The organism is Nonomuraea aurantiaca (genome assembly GCF_020215705.1).
Lineage (GTDB): Bacteria > Actinomycetota > Actinomycetes > Streptosporangiales > Streptosporangiaceae > Nonomuraea > Nonomuraea aurantiaca.
Genome location: NZ_JAIWNB010000003.1, coordinates 453,203 through 470,808, shown reverse-complemented (window position 1 = coordinate 470,808; position 17,606 = coordinate 453,203). Strand labels below are relative to the sequence as shown.

Below are 17,606 nucleotides of genomic sequence, written 5' to 3'. Positions count from 1 at the left end.
TCACTTCGTCCTTTCGATCGGAGAGGGGTTCCAGGTCCGCGCGCGCAGCTCCTCGCGTACCCGGACCGGATCGCGATGGCCGCCGAGCAGCGCGCTCAGCAGGACGCGCGCCTGCGGCGAGCGCAGGGTTCCGGTGGGGATGGCGCCGGCCGCGACGAGATCCGCGCCACCGCCGTTGCCGTACAGCGCGGCGACGGGCCCGGCGTCGACCCGGGTGGACAGGGCGACGACGACGCCGGCCTCGGTGATCCGGGCCACCTCGTCCCTGATCCCGGGGTTGCCGTTGCCGGCGCCCAGCGCCTGCAAAACGACCCCGGTGGCGCCCGCGTCGACCACCGCGCGCAGCGCGGCGGTGTCGCAGCCCGGATAGAGGGCCACGATGTCGGTACGGACTCCGTCGAGGTTGAACGTGTCGAGGTTCAGCGGCTTGGCCCGCGCGGGGGTCATCACGATGTTCACCTGGCCGTCGCGTACGCGCCCCAGCGGCCCACTGTCCGGCGCGGAGAACGCCGACGAGGCGAGCGTGTGCGTCTTGCGGGTGCCGGAGGCGGCGAAGATCTGGCCGTCGAAGCCGATCAGCACCCCCAGCCCGCAGGCCCGGCCGCCCGCCGCCACCGCGATCGCGTCGGCGAGGTTGCGCGGGCCGTCGCCGTCCACCGCGTCGGCCGGCAGCTGCGCCCCCGTGAACACGACCGGTCGCGGGTCGTCATGGAACAGATCGACGAGGTAGGCCGTCTCCTCCATGCCGTCGGTCCCGTGGGTGACGACGACGCCGAGCACGTCGGAGTCGGTGAACGCCTCGCGGGTCCGCAGCGCGACCTCCCGCATGTCCGCGAGCGTGAACAGGTAACTGCCCGCGCACAGCACGTCCATCCCGACGAGTTCCACGCCGGGGTCGGCCGGCAGGCGGCCGAGCAGCTCGCCCGCCCGATCCTGAGCGAGACCCACCCCCTGCCTGTCCCGGCGGGTCGCGATGGTCCCCCCTGTGGACAGGACGATGACCTTGGACACTCGACGGCCTCCTCAGTTACCCAAACGTTTGCGCCAAACGTTTGGTAGCATCTGACCTGCGCCTACGAGATGTCAAGAACTTCACGTTAAAATCAAGAAAACCCCAGCCGGAAGCCGAGGGACATTGGGTGCGAAGAGGGCGCGGCCGGTTACGCTGCAGATGATCGCCGACCAACTCGGCCTGCACGTCTCCACGGTGTCGCGAGTGCTGCACGCCAAGCCCGGCGAAGGTCTGCGGGCCGCGTCGAGCCCGACCGTGGAGCGCGTCCGCAAGCTCGCCGACGAGCTCGGCTACCAGCGCAACCCGCACGCGATGAGCCTGCGCACCCAGCGCAGCAACCTGATCGGCGTGCTGGTCCCCCGGCTGTCCGACGTGGTGCTCGCGACCATCTACGAGGGCATCGAGGAGGCCGCCGCCGAGCAGGGGCTGTCGACGTTCGTCACCAACACGCGCGACCTGCCCGACGTCCAGCGCGCCCGGACGGAGATGGTCCTCGGCCGCCGCGTCGACGGCATGATCTTCGGCGACGCGCACGCGGACACGGGCTTCCTCGACGAGGTCGCCGCCCGCGGCGTCCCGTTCACGCTGGTCAACCGGCGGGCCGGGCGGCACCCGGCGGTCGTCTGCGACGACCGGCTCGGCGGCCGGATGGCCGCGGAGCACCTTCTGGAGCTCGGGCACGAGGAGGTGGCGATCGTCGCGGGCGAGCCGTACGCGAGCACCGGCATCGACCGCACCAGCGGTTTCGTCGAGAGGTTCCGCGAGGCCGGGCTCCGGATCCCCGAGCACCGGATCGTCCACTCGCGCTTCGACGCGCGCGGCGGCCACGAGGGGGCCGAACGCCTGCTCGCGACGGGCCCGCTCCCGTCAGCGCTCTTCGTGGTCAACGACTTCGGCGCCATCGGCACGATCGGCGCGCTGCGCGACCACGGGCTGCGGGTCGGGGCGGACATCGCGGTCGTGGGCTTCAACGACACCCCGCTGGCCGCCGAGCTGCCGGTCCCGCTCACCTCGGTCCGCTCCCCCATGCACGAGATGGGCCGACGGGGGCTGCACCAGCTCGTCCGGGTCCTTGAGGGCGAGCAGGGGGAGACCGAGCTGCTCCGTCCGGAGCTCATCGTCCGCGCGTCGAGCGACCCGGAGCTCTATGCCGCCCTCACCCGGACAACGACGGATCGCGGCTGACCTCGACCTCAGAGGACCTTGCTGAGGAAGGCGCGGGTGCGCGGGTTCTGCGGGTTGTCGAGCACCTCGGCGGGCGGCCCGGCCTCCACGATGACCCCGCCGTCCATGAACACCACCCGATCGGCCACCTCGCGGGCGAAACCCACTTCGTGCGTGACGACGATCATGGTGAGGCCGTCGGTGGCCAGGCCCTTCATCGTGGCGAGCACCTCCCCCACCAGCTCGGGGTCCAGCGCGCTGGTCGGCTCGTCGAAGAGCATCAGCTTGGGCTGCATGGCCAGCGCGCGGGCGATGGCGACCCGCTGTTGCTGGCCGCCGGACAACTGGCGGGGGTAGCTGTTCGTCTTGTCCGCCAGGCCGACCCGCTCCAGCAGGGCCAGCGCCCGCGTACGGGCCTGCGCGCGGGATTCGCGGCGCACGCCGACGGGCGCCTCCATGATGTTCTGCACCACGGTGAAGTGCGGGAACAGGTTGAACTGCTGGAAGACCATGCCGATCTCCCGGCGCTGGCGGGTGATGTCCCGGTCGCCCAGGTGGTGCACCCGCCCGCCGTGGGCGCGGAAGCCGATCAGCTCGCCGTCGACGTGGATGGCGCCGCCGTCGATGGTCTCCAGGTGGTTGACGCACCGCAGGAACGTCGACTTGCCCGACCCGGAAGGACCGAGGATGACGACGACCTCACCCCGCTCGACGGTCAGGTCGATGCCTTTGAGCACCTCCAGGTGGCCGAAGCTCTTGCGTACGGCCCGGGCGTGCACCATGGGCGTGCTCATGATGGCGTCTCCTCGCGGGTCGGGGCCGGCGCCGACTGCCGCCGCCGGAACAGCAGGAAGCTCCAGAAGCTCTGGGGAGCGTTCCGCGTGGCGCCGCGCGCGTAGTGGCGCTCGATGAAGGACTGGCCCACGTACAGGATCGACGTGATCACCAGGTACCAGACACAGGCCACGATGAGCAGCGGGATGGTCTGGAAGGTGCGGTTGTAGATGGCCTGCACGGTGTACAGCAGGTCGGCGAGGGCGATGACGCTGACCAGCGAGGTGGCCTTCAGCATGCTGATGACCTGGCTGCCGGTCGGCGGCACGATGAACCGCATCGCCTGCGGCAGGATGATCCGGCGGAACGTCCGCCCCCGGCTCATGCCGAGTGCCGACGCGGCCTCGGTCTGACCGGGGTCGACCGACATCAGGCCGCCTCGGATGATCTCCGCCATGTACGCCGCCTCGTTGAGCCCGAGCCCTAGGATGGCGGCCAGCAGCGGCGTGATCAGCTTGTTGGTGTCGGCCGTGAGGAACTCCGGGCCGAACGGGATGCCGAACGAGATCTGCGGCATCAGGGCGGACAGGTTGTACCAGAGCACGAGCTGCACCAGCACCGGCGTACCACGGAAGAACCAGACGTAGAGCCCGGAGACGATCCGCGCGATCGGGTTCTGGGAGAGCCGCCCCATCGCGACGATCACCCCCAGGACCACGCCGACGGCCATGGCGATCACCGTGAGGTAGAGCGTCGTGATGATGCCCGCCCCGATGACCTGCGCGTTGAAGTAGCGTGCGACCACGTCCCACTTGAAGTTGGGGTTGGTGATCAGCAGGTTCACCAGCTGGGCGGCGAGGACCAGCAGGATGATCGAGGCCACCCAGCGCAGCGGGTGCCGCGTCCGCGCCGCCCCCGCGACGTCCACTTCAGGGGGCGAGTGCCGCTCGGTGGCGGTCGTCACTGCTTCGCCGCCAGGTTCACGCCGGCCTGCTTGAGCATGTTGCCGTTGGTCCCCCATTTGGTCATGACCTTCTCGTACGTCCCGTCGTCGATCAGCTTCTGGATGCCGTCCTTGAGCACGTCCCGCAGCGGCGAGTCCTTGGCCACGACGGCGCCCTGGTAGAGGGTGTCGAATCCGTTGGGCTTGCCGGTGGCCGCCAGCTCAAGCTCACCGCCCGACTGCTTTACGAAGTAAGTCAGCGGCGCCTGCGAGGAGAAGAAGGCGTCGGCCCGGTGGGAGCGGACCGCGAGGATCGAGGTGGGCTGGTCCTTGTAGGACTGGACCTCGACCTTCTTCTTGCCGTCCTTGACGCAGGTGTCGGACTGCGCCTTGATCACCTTCTCGGCCGAACCGCCGGCCATCACGGAGATCCGCAGCCCGCAGGTGTCGGCGATAGACTGGATCTTGTTCGGGTTGCCCTTCGGCACGGCGAAGACGACGAACTCCTGCACCCAGTCGACGAAGTCGTTGGCGGCCTGGCGGTCGGGGAAGTCGCCCACCGGCCCGAGGGCCAGGTCGTAGCGGCCGGCCGCGATGCCGGTGAGCTGGCTGGGCAGCCCGTCCACGGTCACGTGCTCGATCTTGACGCCGAGCAGGCCGCCCAGCTCCTCGGACAGGTCGGCCGCGACACCGGTCAGCGACTTGCCGTCGGTGCCGGCGATCTCGTACGGCGGGAACGAGCCGTTGTTCACCGAGACCAGCTTGCCCGCGGTCTTCACCTTGTCGGGCAGGCGGTCGAACAGGGCCTGGTCCTTGGCGTGGCTGGCGGCGGCGGGCGCGGAGGGGGTGTCCCCGACGGCGCCCTGGCTCTCGGTCGGGTTGGCGCCGCATCCGGCCAGCAGCAGGGCGCCGGCCATGACGGCACCGGCGGCGTGGGTCTTACGCATTACGCTCCTTGGGCGATCGAGGTCGAGGGACCGGTCGAGGGGGTGGTGGGGAGGGGATTGACGGTGAAGCGCCGGTCGGCGAGGACGGGCAGGCTCTCGCGGGCCCGGTCGAGCTCCTCGGCCGAGGCTTCGGACCAGAGCAGACCGGGCGTGTCGCCATTGAGCTGAGCTCGGGTGATGCCGAGCGGGTCGACGAACATGCTGTTGCCGATGTTGCGCCGGCCGCACTCGCCGGACGCGGCCACGTAGTAGGTGTTCTCCAGGGCGCGGGCGGTGACCATGACCTCCCAGTGCCACTCCTTGGCGGGTCCCCGTACCCAGGCCGCGGGCAGCGCGACCACCTGCGCGCCCTGGTCGGCGAGAAGCCGGGCCAGCTCGGGGAAGCGGACGTCGTAGCAGGTCATCAGCCCGATCTTCCAGCCCGCGCAGTCGAAGACGACGGGGCTGTCCGAGCCGGCCACCACGTTGTCCGACTCGCGCCGGCCGAAGGCGTCGTACAGGTGCAGCTTGCGGTAGACGGTGATGATCTCGCCGTCGCGCAGCGCGACCAGCGTGTTGATCACCCGGCCGTCCTCGGCGGGCTGGTGCATGCCGACGATCACCGTGGTGCTCGACCCGCGGGTGCGCTCGGCCAGTCCGGTGACGAACGGCCCGTCGAGCGGCTGGGCCGCCTGCCGGATCCGCACCGGATCATCCACGAACAGGGCCATCGCCCCTTCCGGGAGCACCAGCAGGTCCGCGTTCCCGGCGACGGCCTCGTCGAAGAGGTCGCCGCAGGTCTTGAGGTTGGCCGCCCAGTCCTCGGCAGAGGCGAACTGGCCGACCGCCACACGCAGGTTGTTCATGAGGGAAAGACCTCCTGGGGGTCGATGGGAGCGGGGGCGATCCCCTGGGCGTGCAGTTCCGCGCAGAAGGCCGCGGTCATCGCGGCGTTGGCGGCGGTGCCGTACGGCATCCAATCCGCGCCGAAGACCTCCTGGGTCCTGCTCAGGTCGGCGAGCAGCCACGGCGTGGTGTCGGTCAGCAGCCGCCGCCGCGCCAGCCAGTGCCGCTTGGACCGCTCGAAGAGCTCCTGTAGGGCCTGCGGCAGGAAGGGGTGGCGCTCGACGACCTCGCGCTTGAGCGTCACCAGGTGGATGCCGGGGACGAAGCCGTTCTGGCGGTAGTAGTCGAGCTCGGCCGCCGGGTGGTCGGCCAGGAGGTGCCGGAACCGGCTCTCGGGCGTGAAGAAGCCCTCGGGCATGAACGGGGTCATGATCGCGTCGAGCCGCCCGGCGTCGAGCTGCTCGGCGAGCGAGCCGTCGGTCACGCTGACGTTGTCCGGCAGCTTCGCCGCGCCGACGCGGTCCTTGCCCGGCTCGGGCGCGTCCACGGCACCGACCGTCCACTGGATCCCGGTGAGGTCGACCCCGGCCGCCCGCAGGAGCGCCCGCGTCCACGTGTTGCCCGAGTCGGGCCAGCCGGTCAGGCCGATCCGGGCCCCCTTCAGCTCGGCGAACTCGCGCAGCTCGCTGTCGCGGCGCACCAGCACGCACCGCTGCCGGAAGCCGCGCATCACGAAGACGGGCAGTCCCACCAGCCGGTCGTCACCCTTGGCCCGGCCGAGAACGTACCTGCTGAAAGAGGTCTCCCCGCCGTCCAGCTCGGGCTCGCTCAGCACGTCCGGCGTGCTCGCCCGGGAATCGAGATCCAGGTCGAACGCCTCGGACGTCAGCGTCCCGGTCGCCACCGGCACGAGGTGATCCCAGTCCCGGAGACCAAGCCGAATGCCAGGTTTCGTCACAAAAACTCCCCTTAGTGATGTATTGGGCTGTACCTTATGTTCAGCGAAATCCGCTACACAAGCTGCTCTTTGTTCCTGAACAAAGCTTTGTCAGATGGGAGTTCTCGTGGAGGTCGATCCCGCCTGGCTGGGGCAGCAGGTCCGCGAGCCGAGCGCGCGTGGCATCGCCACCTCTCTGATCGACCTGATCCGGCAGGGCACGCTGCGGCCCGGCGCGCGGCTGCCCACCGTGCGGAATCTGGCCCGCGCGCTGGGCGTCAGCCCGAGCACGATCGCCGAAGCCTGGTCCGAGCTGCGGAAACACCGGATGATCGGGACGGAGGGCCGCCGGGGAACCGTGGTGCTCGGCCCTCCCGGCGTGCCGCACCCGGCGCGCTACGAGCGGATCGGCGACTTCGGCAGCAGGCTGGCGATCGACCTCGCCATCGCGGCGCCGGACCGGACGCTGCTCCCGCCGCTCGACGCCGCGCTCGCCACGGCCACCTCCGCCGAAGGGTTCAACGGCTATGTCCGCGAGACGATCACCCCGCGCCTGCGGGCCGCGGTCGGGCCCACCTGGCCGTTCCCGGCGCAGAGCTGGCTGGCGCTCGGCGGCGGGTACGAGGGGGTCCAGCTGCTCTGCCAGACGACCGCCCTGCCCGGCGACCGCGTCGCCATAGAGGAGCCCACCGCGGCCAGGCTGCTCGACATCCTGGAGATGATCGGCGTCGAGGTGGTCCCCGTCGCCTGCGACGAGGACGGGCCCATCCCGGCCGCGCTCGCCGAAAGCCTGCGCTCCAGCCCGGTGGCGTTCGTCTACCAGCCGCGCGGTCACTCGCCGTGCGGTTATGCCGTGCCCGAGAGCCGCTCCGCCGAGCTGGCCCGGCTCCTCGAGCCCACGAACACCCTGGTCGTCGAGGACGACGGGATCGGCGACCTGTCCACCGAGCCGCTGAGCAGCATCGGCACACGGCTGCCCGGCCGGACGGTGCTCGTGCGCTCGTACTCCAAGTCACACGGGCCCGACCTCCGCCTCGCGATCATCGGCGGGGCGGCGGAGGCGGTGGAGCGGGTACGGGTGCTGCGCAGCTATGGCACCGGCTGGACCAGCAGGATCCTCCAGGACACCCTGGCCCACCTGCTCACCGACCCGGCCACGCAGTCGATCGTGGAGCAGGCTCGCACCGCGTACGCCCGGCGGCGCGCGAGCCTGGCCACGCTGCTGTCGGCCCGCGGCGTGCACACCGGGGGCCGGGACAGTCTCGTGCTGTGGGTGCCGGTCCACGACGAGTCGGAGGCCCTGGTCACGCTGGCCGCCCACGGGATCTCGGCGGCGCCCGGCAGCCGGTATCGGATCCGGCCTGGCCGGCCGCATCTGCGGCTGGCCATCGCCGCGCTCACCGAGGAGCCCACTGAGCTGGGCGAACTCGCCGATGTGATCGCCCTGGCCGCCAAGCGACCGGGGGCCGACCGTCACTAGGACTGTGACGATCCGTTGTGGCTGGGGTCCCTTGGAGGAATACCCCCTCCGGGGGAGCGGAGGAAGACGTTCCGCCGGGGTCAGGTCGCGAAGGCGTCCAGGGCGGCCAGGACCTGCTCGCGCATGGTGCCGCTGCCGGTGTGTCCCGAGTCGTCCACCACGACCAGCCGGGCGTCGGGCCAGCGTTGGGCCAGGTCCCAGGCGGTCTCCAGCGGTGAGCCCAGGTCGAAGCGGCCGTGGATCAGCACGCCGGGGATGCCGGCCAGCTTGTCCGCCTCGCGCAGCAGGATGCCCTCCTCCAGCCAGGCGGCGTTGGAGAAGTAGTGGGCGCAGATCCGTACGAAGGCCAGGCGAGCCAGGGGCGGCCGGTCGCTGTAGGCGTTCGGCGACCCGTTGACCTCCATGGAGATCACCGTGTCCTCCCAGGTCACCCAGTCGTGGGCGGCCTTGGCGCGGACGGCGAGGTCGGGGTCGGACATGAGCCGCGCGTAGGCGGCCAGCACGTCGCCGTCGCGGTCGGACTCCGGGACGCCCTCGCGGAAGCGCTGCCGCTGCTCGGGGAAGTAGCGGCCGACGCCGTTGTAGAGCCAGTCGATCTCGGAGCGGCGGGTCATGGTGACGCCGCAGATCACCATCTCCGACACCCGCGTCGGGTGCGTCTCGGCGTAGGCGAGCATGAGCGTGGACCCCCACGAGCCACCGTAGAGCAGCCATTGGTCGACGCCGAGGTGCTCCCGCAGCCGCTCCATGTCGGCGATCAGGTGGGGGGTGGTGTTGGTGGACAGATCGGTGGCCGGGTCACTGGCGTGCGGCAGACTCCGGCCGCAGTTGCGCTGGTCGAACAGGATGATGCGGTAACGCTCGGGATCGAACTGGCGCCGCTGATTCTCCGAGCAGCCGGAACCCGGGCCGCCGTGGACGACGAGCGCGGGCTTGCCCTGGGGATTCCCGCAGACTTCCCAGTAGACGAGATGGCCGTCGCCGGTGTCGAGATGCCCATGGTCATACGGCTCGATCGGAGGATACATAGATCAACGGTACGGCCTGCGCCCGGTGGTGAGCGCAAGCCGTACCGCCTCCGCGGATCAGGACGAGAACGCCTGGAACTCGGCGGCTCGGGCCTGATCGCGGAAGGGGCTGGCCGTGGCGCAGTCCGTCGAGGAGTTGGGGTCGGCGTCCTGTTCACCGGCGTAAAGCGGGTTGCCGGTGCACTGGGTGGTGAGCGTGCGGAGCATCAGGTGGGTGGCCGTGATGGTGGGGACGGTGAACGACTTGATGAGCAGGTTCGCGCCGCGAGGACGGGGCAGCGTGGTCTTGAACGCGTCCGCGGGGCTGGTGTAGATCTTCCGGAAATTGGCCGGGTTCGCGCAGTCCTTGGCGCAGGCGAGCACCTCGAAGGAGCGCAGGGCGGTGAAGCGGTTCTGCGCGCCGGGGTCGGCCGGGTCGTTGATGTTGGGTCTGAGCATCGCGCTGACCTGGACTCTGCGGATCTTGACCGGGCTCTCGCCCGCCAGGTCCACCGTGACCGACTTACCGGCCGGCGTCCCGGTGAGCGAGGCCCAGTTCGTGGCCTCGGTCTCGTCGATCAGCTTCGCCTGGTTGACGCCGTCGCCGGAGGCCACCGCGCCGGCCGTGGCCGAGGCGAGGTTGCGCGACAGCGGCAGGGGAAGCGGTAGCTTCACGCCGCCCACGACCGGGAACTTCAGCCGCGTGTGCCCGAACCCGCTGCCCGCCACCACGAAGTCGTAGAGGCCGGGCGTCATCTCCACGGTGTCACCGAGCGGCGTCGCGGGATCGGTGTCGGCGACCGGGACCACCCGTCCCTCGTAGTCTCCCACGTACAGGCGCAGCGCCGCGCCCTTCGCCTCGCCCAGCGGCTTGAGCTGCAGCGAGCCGTTCTCGCCGACCGGGTTGACGAAGCTCGGCGTGGGGTCGGGGTCGTTCGGGCCGACGCTGGTCGCCGTCGCGCCCAGGCCGTGCTCCGCGAACGCGCGCCACATGATGTCCTGGTCCGCGCCGTCGAAGCGCAGCGCGTCGGCCGCGAGCAGCGCGTCCCGGTGGTCGACGTAGCTGACCGCGCCGGAGGCCATCAGCAGCAGGGCGTCGAGGGAGAGCTGCGCCCAGCGCCGGTTGCCCGGACACTTGGCCAGCGGCGTCTTGCCGTCCGCGCAGGCCCGCTGCTGCTTGGCGGTGCCCTTGCCGTACCGCTTGACGAAGGCCTCGCGCACGTCGAACTGCGTGGCCGACCAGATCTCGCCGTCCGCGTGGACCTGCTGGCCGACGAGGTCGTAGGCGATGTCGCTGTAGTTGAGCGGTGACTTGGACATGTCGTAGTTGCGGATGCCGCGTTCGCGGTCTCCGGTGACGTAGCCGCCCGTGACGTACGGGGTCTGGCCGGAGGGACGGAAGCCGTACTCGAACAGGTACTCCATCGCCATCAGGTCGGAGGTGCTCTCGTTCATCGCGCCGGCCTGCGCGCCGCTCCAGCCGGCGTTCGGGCCGCCGATCATGCGGCCGGAGATGGCGTGGGTGTTCTCGTGGCCGATGACCGACATGTCGTAGTCGCCGTCCACGCACGGGGAGTAGAACGAGCCCGCGACCGGCTGCCACAGGTACATGTTCGTGATCGGCGCCACCCCGTCGGGGCCGGTGATCTGGTTGGCGTTGTCGCGGACGGTCAGGTCGCGGGCGCCGGCCTGGGCGTTGCCCTGCTCGGGATCGTTGCCGAGCCCGCCGCGGTCGCCGTTGTCGACCTGCATGTTCCACGCCGTCTCGGTGAAGCCGAGCCGGTAGGACCAGTCGTGCATGCGGTTGTGCATGGCGTTCAGGTTGGCGATCGCGGCTTCGAGGTCGTTCTCACCGCTCTGGTCGAAGACCGCCGGGTCGCACTTCGCCTCGTGCCACCGGTTCCGCCACGGGTAGGTGTAGTTGCGGCTCGGCGTGAGCACGTTGCCGCGGGTGCCGACCGAGAACGGATCGGGGTTCGCCCGGTTCTCGACGGTCTTCGCGGCGTTGCCGACGCTGGTGTTGGTGGAGGTGTTCGTGGCGTGGACGACGTCCCACGCCTTGCCGGTCGGCGGGTCGCCGCCGGTCACGTAGTCGCAGCCGGGGGCCGCCGCGAAGCACCAGGTCTGGCGGGTGTCGGTGGGGGAATAGTCGTCGGGCGGGTTCGACGGGAACGCCGACCAGGTCGGGTTGTCCGGATCGAAGTGCTCGACCAGGTTCTCCCGGACCAGGATCGCGCCGCTGACCGCGTCCACGTGCGTGGTGTATCCCGCCGCCTCGCCCTTGCCGCCGATCAGGACGACCTGGTACGCGCTGTGCACCCCGTCGGGCGCCGGTACGGCCACCGCGCTGACCTGCTTGGTCACGGCCGTGGCCAGGTCGATGCCGTCGTCCCTGGCCGCGATCTCCATGGCCCGCTGCGCGGTGATCGTGGCGGCCGGGGGCGCCGCCGTGTCGCGCGACAGCGATGACGTCACGTGCCTGATCTTGCCGCCGGCCACGCCGATCGCGACGAGGCCGTCCACGCCGGCCGGCAGGCCGCCGAAGCGCTGGCGCAGCAGTACGGCGTGGCCCGCGCCGATCGGGTTGACCGCGACCTTCTCCAGGGCGTCGACCGACGCGCCGGACAGGCCGAAGATCCGTTCGTTGTTCTTGAGGTAGGCGCGGGCGGCCTGCTCCGGGTCGGCGCCCAGCCCTTCGGCGAGCGGCTCGGCGCTGGTGATGGCGGCGGGGGTGCCGAGCGCGTTCCAGCGGATCTCGGCCGCCGGTCCCGCGCTGCGGGCGTTGATCCCGACCGGCGGCGGGACTCTGCCTTGCCGGTTGTCCAGGTCGGGCTTGCCGGGCTCGCCGGCCTGAACGTCTTGGACTTGGGGAGCGGTCGCACCCGGTTCACTCCGGGCGGCTCCGGTGAGAGGTAGAGAGGACGCCGTGATGGCGAGGACGACGACAGTGCTGCGTAACCAGGGTCTGCTCGACACCTTTTCCTCCTGCACGTCCAGAGACGCGGGAGCTCGTGCCCCGCGCCTCCGCAAGAGTTAACACTGGTTTTATGAGCTGACAAGATCTTGTAAAGCCCGAAATATCGGCGTATGGGGGTAGGGGCGGGGCTCCGCGTCAACGGTCTCCAAGCGCCCCGCGGGTCTGGGCGGGTGTTCCGCGTCAGCCGTCCCCGAGCCGGTACGCCCGGCGGGCCGTACCGCCGAAGACGGCCGCGCGCTCCCCCGCCGACAGCCCCGCGCACAGCTCCTCGGCCACCGACACGACCCGCTCGTAGTCGGCCGCGAGCAGGCAGACCGGCCAGTCCGACCCGAACATCACCCGCTCCGGCCCGAACGCCGCCAGCACGGTCTCGGCGTAGGGCCACAGGTCGGTCACCCGCCAGGACGCCCAGTCGGCCTCGGTGACCATCCCGGACAGCTTGCAGTACACGTTGGGGTGTGCGGCCAGCTCCCGGATCCGGCTCGCCCACGGTTCGAGCTGCCCCGAGGCGATGGGCGGCTTGGACAGGTGGTCGAGCACGAACGTCAGCTCGGGCAGCGCGGCCACCGTATCGATGGCCGCGGGCAGCTGGTGCGGCAGGGTGAGCAGGTCGTAGGCCAGACCCGCCGATGCCACGGCGGCCAGCCCGCGGCGGACGTCCGGGCGGGTGAGCCAGCCGGGGTCGGGCTCGGCCTGCACGCCGTGGCGGATCGCCACCAGCCCGCCGGGCAGGCCGGCCAGCGTCTCGGCGACGGCGGGCGCGGTGAGATCGACCCAGCCCACGACCCCCGCCACCAGCTCGGACTCGGCGGCCAAGGCCAGGAACTCCACAGTCTCCGTCAGGTCGGGGAGCACCTGCACCAGCACGGTCCGGCCCACTCCCGCCGCGGCCGCGTGCTCGGCGAGCCGGTCGAGGGTGAACGTGCGGCGGATCGGCGCCAGCTTCTCGGCATCGAGCCAGCCGTGGGCCCGGACGCCGAGGTCCCAGACGTGGTGATGCGCGTCTACCCAAGGCGCCTCCGTCCCAGACGCTTCCGTCCCAGACACCTCCGTCCCAGGCGGGTCCATGGCGGTCATCGCGGCGGCTCGGCGGCGAGGACGAGGCGGAACCAGCTCTCGGTCGTGCTGATGTGCATCAGCGCCGCGGCCTGGGCCAGCGGGGCGTCACGCGCGGCGAGGGCGTCGTAGATCGCCTGATGCTCGGCCAGCGTGCGGTCCGCGCTGCCCGCCACCACGCTCCCGCGCCACACGCGCATCCGCGTCGTCCGGCCGGAGATGCCGTCGAGCAGCGTGCACAGCGTCTCGTTGCCGGTCGCCGCCACGACCGCGCGGTGGAAGGCGGCGTCGAAGTGGTTGAGCTTCTCGACGTCGCCGCTGACCTCCCGCATGGCCGCCAGCTGCTCCCCGATGACCGCCAGCTGGGCGTCGGACACGCGGGTGGCGGCCAGCGCCGTGGCGACCGGCTCGAACAGCCGCCGGGTCTCGATGACCTCCATGAGCGTGTCGTCACGCAGCAGCTCGATGGCGATCCCGAGCCCTTCGAGCAGGAGCGCCGGCTCCAGGCTGGTGACGTACGTGCCGTCGCCCCTGCGCACGTCGAGGACCCGTGCGACGACCAGCGCCTTGACGGCTTCGCGCAGCGGATTGCGCGAGACGCCGAGCTGGGCGGCGAGCTGCGGTTCTGGCGGCAGCCGCGAGCCGGGCGGTAGGTCTCCGGACAGGATGAGTTGCCGGATCCGGGCGATGGCCTCGTCAGTCAGGGACATCTGATCCTCTCGTTCGCCAGCTGGAATCTAACAAACATCCCATGTTCTGGCCAGCCCCATGCGCCGGACGTGGGGAACTAGACAGCCGACGATGATCGAGCGTACTAATACATCCCACGTCCGCCTTGGCCCATCCGCATAAATCTCCGCGAAAGCGAAATAAGAGGAGCAATGGTGACCCACGGCTACACACGCAGGGGCGTGCTCACGACCGGGCTGGGAGCCGCCGCCGGTTCCCTGCTCACCAACGGCATCGCCGCCGGACCCGCGCGGGCCGAGCCGTCCGCGCGGGACCATCCCCTCACTCTTTGGTACGGCAAGCCCGCCGCCGCCTGGCTGGAGGCATTACCGGTCGGCTGCGGGCGGCTCGGCGCCATGGTCTTCGGCGGCGTGGCGACCGAACGCCTCCAGCTCAACGAGGACAGCATCTGGGCCGGCGGCCCGCACACCTACGACAGCCCCGAGGCGCTGGCCGCCCTCCCACAGATCAGGCAGCTGGTCTGGGAGGACAAGTGGCAGGCGGCGCAGAACCTGGCCGACCAGAAGTTCCTCGGCAGGCCCAGCGAGCAGGCCCCCTACCAGGTGCTCGGCGACCTCACGCTGACGTTCCCGGGGTCCGCGGAGTTCACCGAATACCGCCGCGAGCTCGACCTGACCCGCGCCGTCACCACGGTGACCTACGTCCGCGACGGCGTCCGCCACACCCGCGAGGTCTTCGCCAGCAACCCCGACCAGCTCATCGTCGTCCGTCACACGGCCGACAAGCCGGGCGCGGTGACGTTCCAGGCGGCCTTCTCCAGCGCGCAGAGCTCGACCACGGCCGCGGCCGGCCGGGCCACGATCGCGCTCGACGGGGTCAGCGGCGACACCCAGGGCATGAAGGGCGAGGTGCGCTTCCAGGCCCTGGCCAGGGCCGAGGCGAAGGGCGGCACGGTCCGCACCGACGGTGGCACGCTGGTGGTGGAGGGCGCCGACGAGGTCACGCTGCTGATCTCCATGGGCTCCAGTTACCGCAACTTCAAGGACGTCGGCGGCGACCCCGCCCAGGTGGCGGAGCGGCATCTGCGGCGGGCGAGCGGGCGGCCGTACGAGGTGCTGGCGCATCGGCACGTACGGGACTATCAGCGGTTGTTCGGGCGGGTGGCGATCGACCTGGGCACCTCCGAGGCCGTCGCGCTGCCGACCGACGAGCGCATCGCCCGCAAGCAGCTCGACACCGACCCACAGCTCGCGGCGCTGTACTTCCAGTACGGCCGCTACCTGCTGATCTCCAGCTCCCGCTCCCCCGGCTACGCGGCCAACCTGCAGGGCATCTGGAACGACTCGCTCACCCCCGCGTGGGAGTCGAAGTACACCATCAACATCAACTGCGAGATGAACTACTGGCCGGCCGCGCCGGCCAACCTCACCGAGTGCATGGAGCCGCTGTTCGACCTGATCAAGGACCTGGCCGAGTCGGGGGCCAGGACCGCCAGGACGCAGTACGGCGCGGGCGGCTGGGTGGCCCACCACAACACCGACGGCTGGCGGGGCACCGCGCCCGTCGACTTCGCCTTCTACGGCGTGTGGCCGAGCGGCGGCGCGTGGCTCTGCCTGACGATGTGGGAGCACTACCTCTACACGGGCGACGAGCGGCGGCTGCGCGAGCACTTCCCGCTGATCAAGGGCTCGGTCCAGTTCTTCCTGGACACGCTGCAGACCGACCCCAGGACCGGCTACCTGGTGACCAACCCCTCGCACTCCCCCGAGGTCGGCCACCACGAGGACGGCGGCGAGAACGTCAGCATCTGCGCCGGTCCCACCATGGACATGCAGATCCTGCGGGACCTGTTCGGCGCCTTCGAGGAGGCCTCGACGATCCTGCGGCTGGAGGAGGGGATGCGGGAGCAGGTGAAGCAGGCCCGCTCCCGGCTGGTGCCCACCCAGGTGGGTCATCTCGGCCAGATCCAGGAGTGGCAGGAGGACTACCGGGGCGACGCCGCGTTGTCGCGCAGCCGGCACATCTCCCACCTGTGGGGGCTGTTCCCGAGCCACCAGATCGACCCGCGCCTGTCCCCCGAGCTGGCCACGGCCGCCCGCCGGACACTGGAGCTGCGGGGGGAGGCGGGGGCGGGCTGGTCGCTGGCCTGGAAGATCAACTTCTGGGCTCGGCTGCTGGACGCGCCCGAGGCGTACAAGCGGCTGAGCAACCTGCTGCTACCCGCCCGGACCGCGCCCAACATGTTCGACCTGCATCCGCCGTTCCAGATCGACGGCAACTTCGGCGGGACCTCGGGGATCACCGAGATGCTGCTGCAGAGCCACGGCGACCAGGTGCACCTGCTGCCGGCGCTGCCCTCGGTCTGGCCGGCCGGGTCGTTCCGCGGGCTGCGGGCCCGGGGCGGCTTCGAGATCGACCTGGAGTGGGCCGGCGGGGCCGTACTGCGCGGGAAGATCCGCTCGGATCTGGGACGGAAGCTCACGCTGCGCACCGCGAAGGAGGTCACGGTGACCGAGCACGGCAGGCCGGTCAAGGCCGAACGGCCGGAGCCGGGAGTGATCGTGTTCGACACCCGGCGCGGCGGGGTCTACGAAGTGACCGCGTCCGCCTGACCACGCCGGGTACGGGGCGGGGTGCGGGACGCCTCGCCCCTGGCGTGGGCGGCGAACAGGCGGGCCGCCTCCTCCGGGTCGCCGGAGGCCAGCGCCGCCACCAGGTCGTCGTGGTGGCCCGCCATCGCCCCCCAGTCGCCCCCGTAGAGCGGGTTGCCGACCACATGCAGGCTCCACAGGTTGGACTCGATGGTCCGCCACAGCCGCAGCAGGAAGGAGTTGCCGCAGGCGGCGCAGACGCGCCGGTGGAAGGCCAGGTCGGCGTCCCGGAACGCGCCGATGTCGCCGTCACCCGCCGCCCGCCGCATCGCCTGCACGTCGGCGGCCAGCTGCCGCAGCGTCTCGGGCCGGACGCGGGTGGCGGCCTCGCGGGCGGCGTACTCCTCCAGCAGCACCCGGATGTCGCGGACCTCGCGGGCCTGCTCGTCGGAGATCTCCGCGACGTAGCTGCCCCGGTTGGGATAGGAGATGACCAGGCCCTCGTGCGCCAGCCGCTTGATCGCCTCCCTGGCCGGGGCCTGGCTGGTGCCGACCCGGCGGGCGATCTCCGACTCCACCAGCCGTTGCCCCGCCACCAGCTCACCGGCGACGATCCAGCCGCGCAGCAGCTCGTAGACCCGGTCGGACAGCAGCTCTCTCGGCACCTGCCGGTCCGCGGGCGGCGCGACCTGCTGCTCCTGCCAGATGCGCGCCACCGTGGACTGCGAGAGGCCGAGCTGCCTGGCCATCGTGCGCGTCGAGGGGACGGCCGGGCCGGTGGCCGCGGCGGCGATCACGCGTTCGGCCTCGCGCCGCTCCGCGGTGCGCGGGCGGCCGGGGCGCGGGGCGTCGGCCAGGCCGTCGAGGCCGCGTTCGACGAAGCGGTCGCGCCACTTGGCCACGGTCGCGGGGCTCACCGCGAGCCGCGTCGCGATCTCGTTGCGGGGCAGGCCCTCGGCGCAGGCGAGCACGATGCGGCTGCGCAGGCTCAGGCTGTCGCCGGCCCCCTCCGCCCATGCCCGCAGGGCGGCCAGCTCCTCCGCGCCCAGCACCAGCCACTTGCCGTCCTCGCGTCCAGCCATCCGCCCATCCTAACGTATTTATGACTCAGGCAATCCGCTCGCAACCTATTTACGTGGCTCTTGACGAGTCTATGTGACCTACGTATTAAATAATCGTTAATCGAGTGACGACCCATTAAAA

General features: G+C 71.0%; 14 protein-coding genes. 3 read left to right on the top strand and 11 right to left on the bottom strand.

The features are described from left to right. Positions 1-1,011, bottom strand: a complete 1,011-nt coding sequence (locus LDL49_RS11635) for an asparaginase (RefSeq protein WP_225290984.1) — start codon at positions 1,009-1,011, stop codon at positions 1-3. A gap of 160 nt (positions 1,012-1,171) precedes the next feature. On the opposite strand from LDL49_RS11635, the gene LDL49_RS11630 reads away from it, so the two are divergent. Further along, positions 1,172-2,197: a LacI family DNA-binding transcriptional regulator gene (locus LDL49_RS11630; protein ID WP_225290983.1), complete on the top strand. Its 1,026-nt coding sequence runs from the start codon at positions 1,172-1,174 to the stop codon at positions 2,195-2,197. Positions 2,198-2,205: 8 nt separating this feature from the next. On the opposite strand, the gene LDL49_RS11625 is transcribed toward LDL49_RS11630, so the two are convergent. From LDL49_RS11625 to LDL49_RS11605, 5 genes are read right to left on the bottom strand one after another with little or no spacing between them, the layout of a single operon-like run. Further along, entirely contained in the window at positions 2,206-2,970 is a 765-nt protein-coding gene (locus tag LDL49_RS11625) for an amino acid ABC transporter ATP-binding protein (protein ID WP_308016108.1), read from the bottom strand. Continuing rightward, positions 2,967-3,914, bottom strand: a complete 948-nt coding sequence (locus LDL49_RS11620; RefSeq protein ID WP_225290982.1) for an amino acid ABC transporter permease — start codon at positions 3,912-3,914, stop codon at positions 2,967-2,969. The genes LDL49_RS11625 and LDL49_RS11620 overlap by 4 nt, the downstream gene beginning before the upstream one ends. Next, the gene (locus LDL49_RS11615; protein ID WP_225290981.1) at positions 3,911-4,840 is read right to left on the bottom strand and encodes an ABC transporter substrate-binding protein; all 930 of its coding nucleotides are present in this window, start codon (positions 4,838-4,840) and stop codon (positions 3,911-3,913) included. Before LDL49_RS11615 ends, LDL49_RS11620 begins: the two co-directional genes overlap by 4 nt. Then, positions 4,840-5,685, bottom strand: coding sequence for a nitrilase-related carbon-nitrogen hydrolase (locus tag LDL49_RS11610; protein ID WP_225290980.1), 846 nt, complete (start codon positions 5,683-5,685; stop codon positions 4,840-4,842). The genes LDL49_RS11615 and LDL49_RS11610 overlap by 1 nt, the downstream gene beginning before the upstream one ends. Next, on the bottom strand, positions 5,682-6,575 hold the full coding sequence (locus LDL49_RS11605; RefSeq protein WP_225290979.1) for a substrate-binding domain-containing protein: 894 nt from the start codon (positions 6,573-6,575) through the stop codon (positions 5,682-5,684). The genes LDL49_RS11610 and LDL49_RS11605 overlap by 4 nt, the downstream gene beginning before the upstream one ends. Before the next feature lie 142 nt (positions 6,576-6,717). Between LDL49_RS11605 and LDL49_RS11600 the strand changes: the two genes are divergently transcribed. After that, a complete protein-coding gene (locus LDL49_RS11600) occupies positions 6,718-8,082 on the top strand; it encodes an aminotransferase-like domain-containing protein (protein WP_225290978.1) in 1,365 nt (454 codons plus the stop codon). 80 nt (positions 8,083-8,162) lie between these two features. Here the strand turns inward: LDL49_RS11600 and pip are convergent, their stop codons facing one another. The 4 genes from pip to LDL49_RS11580 form a co-directional block, all read right to left on the bottom strand. Then, positions 8,163-9,110 (bottom strand): prolyl aminopeptidase, encoded by a 948-nt coding sequence (gene pip / locus LDL49_RS11595; protein ID WP_225290977.1) that lies wholly within the window; start codon positions 9,108-9,110, stop codon positions 8,163-8,165. Between the two features lie 57 nt (positions 9,111-9,167). Then, positions 9,168-12,065 carry a M36 family metallopeptidase gene (locus tag LDL49_RS11590; RefSeq protein ID WP_225290976.1) on the bottom strand — a complete coding sequence of 966 codons (2,898 nt, stop codon included), beginning with the start codon at positions 12,063-12,065 and terminating at the stop codon, positions 9,168-9,170. 181 nt (positions 12,066-12,246) lie between these two features. Next, a complete protein-coding gene (locus LDL49_RS11585) occupies positions 12,247-13,113 on the bottom strand; it encodes an amidohydrolase family protein (protein WP_225290975.1) in 867 nt (288 codons plus the stop codon). Between the two features lie 26 nt (positions 13,114-13,139). Next, entirely contained in the window at positions 13,140-13,832 is a 693-nt protein-coding gene (locus LDL49_RS11580; RefSeq protein ID WP_225290974.1) for a FadR/GntR family transcriptional regulator, read from the bottom strand. A gap of 171 nt (positions 13,833-14,003) precedes the next feature. On the opposite strand from LDL49_RS11580, the gene LDL49_RS11575 reads away from it, so the two are divergent. Continuing rightward, complete coding sequence (locus LDL49_RS11575; RefSeq protein ID WP_225290973.1) at positions 14,004-16,424, top strand: glycoside hydrolase family 95 protein; 2,421 nt, start codon at positions 14,004-14,006, stop codon at positions 16,422-16,424. Here LDL49_RS11575 and LDL49_RS11570 read toward each other — a convergent pair. After that, positions 16,400-17,485: an FCD domain-containing protein gene (locus tag LDL49_RS11570; RefSeq protein WP_225290972.1), complete on the bottom strand. Its 1,086-nt coding sequence runs from the start codon at positions 17,483-17,485 to the stop codon at positions 16,400-16,402. The genes LDL49_RS11575 and LDL49_RS11570 overlap by 25 nt on opposite strands. Positions 17,486-17,606 lie beyond the last annotated feature (121 nt).